The organism is Candidatus Binatia bacterium, assembly GCA_036382395.1.
GTDB lineage: Bacteria > Desulfobacterota > Binatia > HRBIN30 > HRBIN30 > JAGDMS01.
Map to the genome: position 1 here is coordinate 1 of DASVHW010000460.1, position 7495 is coordinate 7495.

A 7495-nucleotide genomic window follows, 5' to 3' on the forward strand; every position below is an offset into this window, starting at 1 on the left:
ATCGTCCACGAAGAGGACTGCTCGATTGCCGCGGAGGGCGTCATGAACGAAGGCGCCATGTCGCTGCGCTTGGGGCTGAAGGGTATGCCCGCGGCCGCCGAGGAAGCGATGATTGCCCGCGACCTCGCCTTGCTCGAACACACCGGCGGGCGCCTGCACGTGGCGCACGTGAGCGTGGCCGGTGCGGTCGAGCTGATCCGTGCGGCCAAGGCACGCGGACTTGCGGCGACGGCGGAGGCTGCGCCGCACCACTTCACGCTGACGGAAGCCGCCGTTGAAGGATACAACACGCATGCCAAGATGAATCCGCCGTTGCGAACGCAACAGGACGTGGAGGCGGTGCGGCGAGGGTTGGCGGACGGCACCATCGACGTCATCGCCAGCGACCACGCCCCGCATCACCGCGACGAGAAGGAAGTCGAGTTCGATCGGGCGCTCAACGGCGTGGTCGGCCTGGAAACCACCCTGCCGCTGGCTTTGCGCCTGGCGGAGGAAGCGAATATTCCGCTGGAGCGAATCGTTGCCGCCATGAGCGTGAATCCAGCCCGCATCTTGGGCCTGCCGCTGGGAACGCTTACCCCCGGAGCTGTGGCTGACATCACAGTGGTGGATCCGGCCCGGCGGTGGACCGTGCACGCGGCACGCTTCCACTCCAAGGGCCGCAGTACTCCGTTCGAAGGCATGGAGATGCACGGACAAACAATGGTGACGATCGTCGGCGGACGGATTGTGTGGCGGGACGAATCCTTCCAGGCCCCATCTTCCCGCGGGAGAGCAGCAGGGTGATGGCTGCCGGCATGAAGGCGTTGTTGGCCCTGGCCGACGGCACGGTGTTCGAAGGCCTCAGCTTCGGCGCGGCCGGCGAAGCCGGCGGTGAGGTAGTCTTCAATACGTCGATGACCGGATACCAGGAAATCCTCACGGATCCTTCGTACTGCGGTCAACTGGTCGCCATGACGTATCCGGAGATCGGTAACGTCGGCGTCAATGCGGAGGATGTGGAATCTCGCCGGCCGTTCGCGCAAGGCTTCATCGTGAAAGAGTACTGGGAGCATCCAAGCAACTGGCGCGCTCAGCAGAGCTTGGGAGAGTACCTGCGCCAGCATGACATTCCCGCTATCCAGGGAATCGACACGCGGGCGCTGGTCCGGCACATCCGGACACATGGAGCGCAAGAAGCGGTGATTTCGAGCCTCGACCTCGATCCCGTAAGTGCGGTGGCCAAGGCAAGGGCACTGCCAGGCCTCATTGGACGCGACCTGGTGAAGGAGGTCACGTGCGCTGACTCGTATGATTGGGACGAGGGCACGTGGGAGCTCGGGAGGGGATATGGGAAGAGATCGACCGAAGGCTCAGAGCCGAAAGCCAAAGGTGGCGCCGGCAGGGCACCCTTCATCGTTGCGTATGACTTCGGCATCAAACGAAATATTCTCCGCAATCTCGTCAGCATGGGCTGTCGCGTGCGGGTCGTTCCAGCCGCGACGAGTGCGAAAGACGCGCTCGCGCTGAAGCCGCACGGCATCTTCCTGTCGAACGGTCCGGGCGACCCCGACGTGGGTCCGTACGCTGGCATCGTGCGCGAACTGATCGGCAAGAAGCCGATCTTCGGCATCTGCCTGGGACACCAGATTCTCGGCTTGGCACTGGGCGGACGCACCTACAAACTCAAGTTCGGACATCACGGCGGCAATCAGCCGGTGATGGATCTGACCACGCGCAAGGTGGAGATCACCTCCCAGAACCATGGCTTTGCCGTCGACGTGGAGTCTATGCAGGGCCGCGCCCAGCTGACGCACGTCAACCTGAACGATCAAACGGTCGAAGGCCTGGCCCACGCCGACCTGCCGATCTTCTCGGTCCAGTATCACCCGGAATCATCCCCGGGCCCACACGACGCGCACTACCTGTTCGCCCGTTTCGTCGAGATGATGGAGGCGGGGAGATGAGAAGGACGCGTATGGCATATGGCTTATGGCGGATGGCAGAAGATCGGAGAGCAGCAGCAATGGACGATCGGCGATTTGCCATAAGCCATAAGCCATAAGCTAACCGACCAATGCCCAAACGCACTGACATCAAGAGCATCCTGCTCATTGGTTCCGGGCCGATCATCATCGGCCAGGCCTGTGAGTTCGACTACTCAGGCACGCAAGCGTGCAAAGCGCTGAAGGAGGAAGGATTCCGCGTCATCCTGATCAATTCCAACCCCGCAACGATCATGACGGATCCAGGCTTCGCTGATCGCACCTACATCGAACCGATTACGGCCGACATGCTGGAACGCATCATCGAGGTGGAGCGGCCCGACGCGCTGCTGCCCACGATCGGCGGACAGACCGGCCTCAACACCGCCATCGAGCTCGCCGAACGCGGCATCCTGGAGCGCTACGGCGTTGAGTTGATCGGCGCCAAACTGGCTGCCATCAAAAAGGCCGAGGACCGCGATCTGTTCAAAGCGGCCATGGAACGTATCGGCCTCGACCTGCCGCGCAGTGGCTATGCGCGCAGCCTGGACGAGGCCCGTGCCGTCCTCGATCAGCTCGGGCTGCCGGTGATTATTCGGCCATCGCGCACGTTGGGCGGCACCGGGGGCAGCATCGCTTCGACCCGCGAGGAATTTGAAGAGCAGATGCATGGCGGCCTGGACGCGTCGCCGACGCGCGAGGTGCTGATCGAAGAGTCCATCGCCGGCTGGAAGGAGTTCGAGCTGGAGGTGATGCGCGACGCGAAAGATAACGTCGTCATCGTGTGCTCGATCGAGAACTTCGATCCCATGGGCGTGCACACGGGCGACAGCATCACGATCGCTCCGGCCCAGACGCTGACGGACAAGGAGTACCAGATCATGCGCGACGCCGCCGTCGCCATCATCCGTGAGATCGGCGTCGACACGGGCGGGTCGAACATCCAGTTCGCTGTACACCCCGAGACGGGTCGCCTGGTCGTGATCGAGATGAATCCGCGGGTCTCCCGTAGCTCCGCCCTTGCCAGCAAGGCCACAGGTTTCCCCATCGCCAAGATCGCCGCAAAGCTGGCGGTCGGCTATACCCTGGACGAGATACGGAACGACATCACGCGCGAGACGCCCGCCTGCTTCGAGCCGACCATCGACTATGTGGTAACGAAAATTCCGCGTTTCACCTTCGAGAAGTTTCCCGAGGCGACCGACATTCTCGGCCCGCAGATGAAGTCCGTCGGCGAGGCCATGGCCATCGGCCGGACGTTCAAAGAGTCCCTACAAAAGGCGATCCGCTCCCTGGAGATTGACTCGTATGGCTTCGACAACAAAGGGCGCGGACCGCAGGCATCGGACCGGGCGGCCCTGGAAGCGAAGCTCCGGGTGCCCAATGCCCGGCGCTTGTGGTACATCGCCGAAGCCTACCGCGACGGCTTCAGCACCGAACAGTTGTACGAGCTGACGAAGATCGATCCGTGGTTTCTCGACAACGTCAAGCAGATCATTGATTACGAAAACGTGCTTCGCGCCGAGGCAAGTGGACGGGCGCAGCATGCTGCGCCGCTACAAGAGAACAGACAGGTCACTGTAGGGGCGCAGCATGCTGCGCCCTTGCTCACCGAGAGCTTGCGCGCCGCCAAGCAGATGGGCTTCTCCGATGTCCGCTTGGCGCAACTGACCGGCCGGACGGAAGGGGAGGTCCGGCAAGCTCGGCTCAGTGCCGGCATCCGGCCGGTGTTCAAGATGGTGGACACCTGCGGTGCCGAGTTTCCTGCCTACACGCCGTACCTGTACTCGACGTATGAGGACGAGGACGAATCCGGTGTGACGGCGCGACGGAAGGTCATGATTCTCGGTGGCGGCCCGAACCGTATCGGTCAGGGCATCGAATTTGACTACTGCTGCGTGCACGCGGCGTTCGCCCTCAAGGAGGATGGCTTCGAAACCATCATGGTGAACTGCAATCCGGAGACGGTGAGCACCGACTACGATACGTCGGACAAACTCTACTTCGAGCCGTTGACGCTCGAAGATGTGCTCGCCATCGTGCAGAGAGAAAGGCCCGAAGGGGTGATCGTGCAGTTCGGTGGCCAGACGCCGTTGAAACTTGCCGTGCCGCTCGAACAGGCGGGCGTGCCCATCATCGGCACCTCACCCGACGCCATCGATCGTGCCGAGGACCGCGAGCGCTTCGCGGAGTTGCTGTCGAAGCTGGGATTGTGCCAGCCGCCGAATGGTATCGCTCGCAGCGTGGTTGAAGCCGTGCGCGTCGCCGATCGCCTCGGATACCCCGTCCTGGTGCGGCCCTCGTACGTCCTCGGGGGGCGTGCCATGGAGATCGTGTACGAGGCGGAGGACCTGCGCCGCTACATGGAGCGTGCCCTCGACGCGGCGCCCGAGCGCACGATTCTCGTCGACAAGTTCATCGATGACGCCATCGAGCTGGACGTCGACGCGGTGTCTGATGGAACGCGCGTGGTGATCGGCGGCATCATGGAGCACATCGAACGCGCCGGGGTGCATTCCGGCGACAGCGCCTGCTCGCTCCCCACCAAGTCGATCCCGCCAGCTGTCTTGGAAGAGATCCGCCAGCAGGTGAAAGCCATGGCTCTCGAGCTGCGTGTGGTCGGCCTCATGAACGTGCAGTTCGCCGTCAAAGGCAGCGAGATCTACATCCTCGAAGTCAATCCGCGCGCCTCGCGCACCGTGCCGTTCGTCAGCAAAGCCATCGGCGTACCTCTGGCCAAAATCGCGGCTCGGGTCATGGTGGGACGGACGCTGGAAGAGCAGGGCTTTACGGAGGAGGTCATCCCGCAGCACATGTCGGTGAAGGAGGCGGTGTTCCCGTTCTCGAAGTTCCCCGGCGTCGACACGCTGCTCGGGCCCGAGATGAAGTCCACCGGGGAGGTCATGGGCATCGGGCCGTCGTTCGGGGCGGCCTTTGCCAAGGCGCAGATGGCTGCCGGCACCGTGCTCCCGAAAAGCGGGGCCGTGTTCATCAGTGTCCGCAATGAGGACAAGGCCGCCGTGCTCCCGATCGCAGCCCGGCTGACGCAGGCCGGTTTCCGATTGATTGCGACCAGCGGCACGGCGTCGTATCTGCGGGAGCGCGGTTTGACCGTTGAGACGATCAACAAGGTGGCCGAGGGGAGCCCGCACGTGGTCGATGCCATTCGCCGCGGCGTCATCGCTATGGTCATCAATACGCCGAAAGGTTTTGGGCCCCAGCTGGATTCGTTCTCCATCCGCCGTAGCGCGCTCGAATGCCACGTGCCGTACTTTACCACGGTGGCGGGCGCCGAGGCGGCGGCGGAAGGAGTGGAGCTGTTGCAGCGCGAGGCGCTCGGGGTCCAGGCCCTGCAGCTATATCACCGCCGCACGGGAGCGGACGGGAGCACCGGTGGCCGGCCTGCCGCGGCGCAGTGAGGGCGGAACCGCCTCCTCCCTGACCCTCCCCCGTTGCCGGAGTCGGCAACAGGAGAGGGGACCCGTAATCGTGGCTCTGTTCCGGTTCCCTCCTCCGTGCGCATCTCCGCGAACGGAGGAGGGTTAGGGTGGAGGCCGCAGCGGGCGGAGGATGAACGCACTCGACGACTTCCTTAGCGCGGTTTCATCTCCGCTGAACTTCCTCGCCAAGGCGCCGGCAGGCACTGAGGCGCGCACGCACTTCGCGTATCACACCCTGGCGGCGCGCGGAGAAGCGCTGCTGCACACCGTGCGCGACGCCCGTGTGCGTGCGGACCTTGAAGCGCTATGTCAAGAGTTGAAAGCCTACGATACCGCAGCGTCGGACCAGCGCCGCATCTACATTGAACGTTGCCGAACGCTGGTGGACCGCTTGCGCCACGGCAGCCCCGAAGTCGTCCCGCCGTACCGGCGCACGGGCGGCGAGCCTGCCGATCATCTCCACGCCCTGTCGCAGTCGGCCCAGTTCGTGCGCGGTGTGGGCCCGCGGCGTGCCGAGCAATTCAAGAAGTTCGGCATCGCCACAGTTGAAGACCTGCTGTATCACTTGCCGTTCCGCTACGAGGACCGGCGCACGGTCAGCAAAATCCGCGATTTACGTGTGGGGGAAATCGCCAGCGTCATCGGCGAAATTACGCATTTGGCCGAGCGCTACGTTGGGCGAGCCCGACGCCGTATCCTCGAAGGCGTGCTGCGCGACGACAGCGGTCTGCTGGCGCTCACCTGGTACCATCAAGTGGTCTATTTCCGCGGCCGCTTCCAGGTGGGACAACGCTGCCTGTTGCACGGCAAGGTCGAGGGCGCTGCGGGCGGCTCCAAACGCATGGTGCATCCGGAAATCGAGTTGGATCCGGACCTGGAAGGGCAGGGGATTCTCCCGGTGTACAACAAGCCCACCAACATGGGCGTCGGCGCGGTGCGCAAGGTGCTGCAACAGGCGGTGAACGACTGGGCCGAGCGCTTGCCCAGCGTGTTACCGGACGCCGTGGTCCACGCGGCGCGTATCACCGATCTGCGCCAGGCCATGCAACTCATTCACAATCCGCCGCGGGATGCCGATGTCGACACACTCAACAGCGGCCGCTCGATCGGGCACCGCTCGCTCGTTTTCGATGAATTGTTTTTCCTTCAACTGGGCATGGCCTTGCGACGCCGGTCGGTTGAGGTCGAGACGGGACTGACGCTGCCGGAGCGCGGGACGCTGGCGACGCGCTTGCGCGCGCTGTTACCCTTCCATCTCACCGCTGCACAGGAACGTGTGCTCGGCGAGATCCGGACCGACATGGCGGCGGCACATCCGATGCACCGGCTGGTGCAAGGCGACGTCGGCAGCGGCAAGACCATCGTGGCGCTGTTGGCGGCGCTGGTGGCGATCGAGAACGGATACCAGGCGGCGTTCATGGCGCCGACCGAACTCCTTGCCGAGCAGCATTTCAGTACGATCCGGAAGTTCACCGAACCGCTGGATATTTCCACGACGCTCCTGACCAGCGTGCTGACACGCGCGAAGCGACGAGAGATCTACGACCGCATCACGACCGGTGAGATCCAGCTCGTGGTCGGCACGCACGCCCTCATCCAGGAGAGCGTGACCTTCAAGGCCCTCGGCCTTGGCGTGATCGACGAGCAGCATCGCTTCGGCGTGCTGCAGCGCGCCGCGCTGCGGCGCATGGGCGGCGGCCAGGGCGTCGTGCCCGACATCTTGTTGATGACGGCAACGCCAATTCCCCGAACGCTGACGATGGTTGTGTATGGGGACCTCGACGTCTCCGTGCTCGATGAAATGCCGCCCGGCCGCCAGCCGGTGCGCACGCTGCTGCGGCACGAAGGTGAGCGCGCGGACGTTTACGACCTGGTCAAACAAGAGCTCGATCATGGCCGGCAGGCGTACGTCGTCTATCCGCTGGTGGAGAGCTCCGAAGCGGTCGAGCTGCGCGACGCCACGACCATGGCGCGGGAGCTGGCCCGCGCCGTCTTTCACGGGTACCGGGTGGGGTTGGTGCACGGCAAGATGAAAGCGGACGAGAAGGATGCCGTCATGCGGCGCTTCAAAGGCGGCGACCTCCAGCTTCT

General features: G+C 64.0%; 4 protein-coding genes. All 4 read left to right on the plus strand.

Features of this window, described 5'->3' with window-relative positions; translation table 11 throughout:
- Positions 1 to 786 (plus strand): dihydroorotase (locus VF515_22760; protein ID HEX7410451.1); only part of this gene is annotated, 786 nt, incomplete at its 5' end.
- A gap of 11 nt (positions 787 to 797) precedes the next feature.
- Positions 798 to 1946, plus strand: a complete 1149-nt coding sequence (gene carA, locus VF515_22765; protein ID HEX7410452.1) for a glutamine-hydrolyzing carbamoyl-phosphate synthase small subunit — start codon at positions 798 to 800, stop codon at positions 1944 to 1946.
- 110 nt (positions 1947 to 2056) lie between these two features.
- Positions 2057 to 5383 (plus strand): carbamoyl-phosphate synthase large subunit, encoded by a 3327-nt coding sequence (carB, locus tag VF515_22770; GenBank protein HEX7410453.1) that lies wholly within the window; start codon positions 2057 to 2059, stop codon positions 5381 to 5383.
- 151 nt (positions 5384 to 5534) lie between these two features.
- Positions 5535 to 7495, plus strand: a 1961-nt coding sequence (locus VF515_22775) for an ATP-dependent DNA helicase RecG (GenBank protein HEX7410454.1), incomplete at its 3' end; no start/stop codon positions are given.